Origin of the sequence: Streptomyces sp. WAC 04229 (assembly GCF_003947455.1) — a bacterium.
GTDB lineage: Bacteria > Actinomycetota > Actinomycetes > Streptomycetales > Streptomycetaceae > Streptomyces.
Genome location: NZ_QHJH01000370.1, coordinates 1 through 2,396, shown reverse-complemented (window position 1 = coordinate 2,396; position 2,396 = coordinate 1). Strand labels below are relative to the sequence as shown.

The window sequence follows — 2,396 nt, the reverse complement described above, 5'->3', positions numbered from 1 at the left end:
CCTCTACGCCGTCTACGACCCGGTTTCGCGACGCTGTGTCATGGCGAGGGCCGGGCACCTGCCGCCGGCGGAGGCCTGCCCCGGGGGGCGGGGGGCCCTTTCCCGTTCCCCGGGCCGGCCCCCCCCGGGTCCCGGCGGCCCCCCGCTTTAAGGCCCCCGGGTCGTAGCTTTGCTGCGGACCCTCGCCGGCCTCTTCTCCGCCCGGCCCGTCCGGGGCCGACGAGAGAGGAAGAGCGGGACGATGACCGCTTCGGGGCCGGACCGCGGCGCCACACCGGGTGAGCCGGACGAGCCGGGCGGCACGCCGCCCGTGCCGGAGCACGTGTGGCGGCTCTTCCTGGAGGACGACGAGCTCGCCATCCGCGCCTCCGCGCCCAGGGAGCCCTCCGCGCGGGACCGGACCGCGGGCCGGCGGCCCGGCCCGCCCGCCACCGGCCCGTCCGGGCCGCCGTACGCCCGGCCCGCCCTCGCCGCCGGCACGGTCGGTGAGGCGTGGCGCCCGGAGGACCCGTGGGCCGGCCCCGGGCCCCGGCCCCCGGCCCCGCCCGCCACCGGCCCGTCCGGGCCGCCGTACGCCCGGCCCGCCCTCGCCGCCGGCACGGTCGGTGAGGCGTGGCGCCCGGAGGACCCGTGGGCCGGCCCCGGCTGGCGTGAACTGGACCGCCGGGCCCGGCTGCGGCGGCTCGGCCGGGTGATCGGCACGGCGACCGCGGTCGCCCTCGCGCTGACCGCGTGGTCGCAGCTGTCCACCGGTCCGGACACCCCGGGCGGCGAACCGGCCGACACGATAGGGCGGCGCCTGGACGACGGCCCCGCCCTGCCCACCCTGGCCTCCCTCGCGCCGTCGGAGTCCGGCACCGCGAGCCCCGCGGCCTTCGAGCCCGCGCCGTCCGCGATACCCCGGGCCTCGGCCTCTCCCTGGACCATCGACTGAACCCGGGGGCGCGCGAGTCGCTCGCCCCCGGCCGGCGGCTCGTCTTCACCGGGTAGCGGCAGCCCACCCTCGTCGGGACCACGTCCCCCGCCGTGGCCGCCGTCGCCACGGGCATCGCCCGCCGCACCGCGCCGGCGGCCCTTCCGGCGCCCGGCGGTGGGCGCCTGGTCCGGCCTGCTCGCCGGGTTCACCGCGGTCGGGCCGGCGGTCTTCCGGTTCCGGACTCGGGACCGCACCCGCCGGCCGGCGGCGTCAGGCGCTGCGCTTGCGGGACGCCGTCTTCTTCGCCGTGGTCCTGGCCGTGCTCTTGGCGGCCGCGCTCCTGCCGGTGGTCTTCCTGGCGGTGCTCCCGGCCGTCGCCTTCCTGGCCGGCTGGGCGGACTTCGCCGCGGACTTCCCGGCGCCGGCCGTCGACTTCTTGGGTGCCGCCTTCTTCGCCGCCGTCTTCTTCGCCGCCGCGGACGTCGACTTCTTGCCGCCGGTCTCCTTGGGGGCCCGCCGGGACGACTTCTGGGCCCGGGGCAGGGACCGGACCTCGGCCTCCTCGGCCGGACCGGGCTCCTCGCCGCCCCGGGACTCCCGCGCCGCACGCACGCTGCTCTCCAGCGCGGCCATCAGGTCCAGCACCTTCCCGGGCCGCTCCTCCTCGCGGGCCTCGGGCGGGGCCTCACCGGCCGACTTGGCGGCGATGACCTCCTCCAGGGCCTCCTGGTACTCGTCGTGCAGGTCGTCCAGATCGATCTCGCCGAGGGTGTCCATGAGGGCGTCCGCGAGGTCCAGCTCCTGGTCGCGGACGGTGACGCCGGCGTCCGGGGCGACGCCCTCGGGGGCGCGCACCTCGTCCGGCCAGAGCAGGCCGTGCATGGCGATGGCGTCGCCGACGACCCGGAGCATGCCGAGGCGTTCCCGGCCGCGCAGCGCGAACTTGGCGATGGCGACCCGGTTGCTGCGCTTGAGCGCCTCGCGCAGCAGCGTGTACGGCTTGGCGGCGGGGGCGCCGCTCGCCGCGAGGTAGTACGCGGAGCCCATCTGGAGCGGGTCGATGCGCTCCTCGGGCACGAAGGCGACGATCTCGATCGTCCGGGCGGTCGGGATCGGCAGGCGGGACAGGTCCTCGTCGGTGATCGGGATCATCGAGCCGTCGGCGTCCTCGTACGCCTTGCCGATCTCGGCCTGGGTGACCTCGCGGTCCTCCAGCTCGCAGACCTTGCGGTAGCGGATCCGGCCGCCGTCCTCGGTGTGGATCTGGCGGAAGGAGACCGAGTGGCTCTCGGTGGCGTTCACCAGCTTGATCGGGATGCTGACCAGGCCGAAGGAGATGGCGCCGTTCCAGATCGATCGCACGTGCAGCACCTTTCCGGTCGGGCGGTTCGTGGGTCGGGTTCGCCGGGCGATTCGCCAGGCATGTTGTCCGTTTTCCGTGCGATTCTCATGGTATGGCGCCTATCACGGAGGTGGAGGG

2 protein-coding genes and 1 pseudogene are annotated in these 2,396 nt (G+C 76.5%); 2 read left to right on the top strand and 1 reads right to left on the bottom strand.

Translation table 11 applies throughout. The features are described 5' to 3' along the window. Window positions 1-145, top strand: a pseudogene (locus tag DMH12_RS40620) (protein phosphatase); the annotation flags it as partial. 96 nt (window positions 146-241) lie between these two features. Then, window positions 242-934: a hypothetical protein gene (locus tag DMH12_RS40195; RefSeq protein WP_260474504.1), complete on the top strand. Its 693-nt coding sequence runs from the start codon at window positions 242-244 to the stop codon at window positions 932-934. A gap of 252 nt (window positions 935-1,186) precedes the next feature. Here DMH12_RS40195 and DMH12_RS38200 read toward each other — a convergent pair whose 3' ends face one another. Continuing rightward, the gene (locus tag DMH12_RS38200; RefSeq protein ID WP_185832783.1) at window positions 1,187-2,278 is read right to left on the bottom strand and encodes a Ku protein; all 1,092 of its coding nucleotides are present in this window, start codon (window positions 2,276-2,278) and stop codon (window positions 1,187-1,189) included. Window positions 2,279-2,396: the final 118 nt, after the last annotated feature.

Excerpts from the sequence above, each read along its gene's own strand:
- DMH12_RS40195 (WP_260474504.1), top strand. The coding sequence starts at position 242 with ATGACCGCTTCGGGGCCGGACCGCGGCGCCACACCGGGTGAGCCGGAC.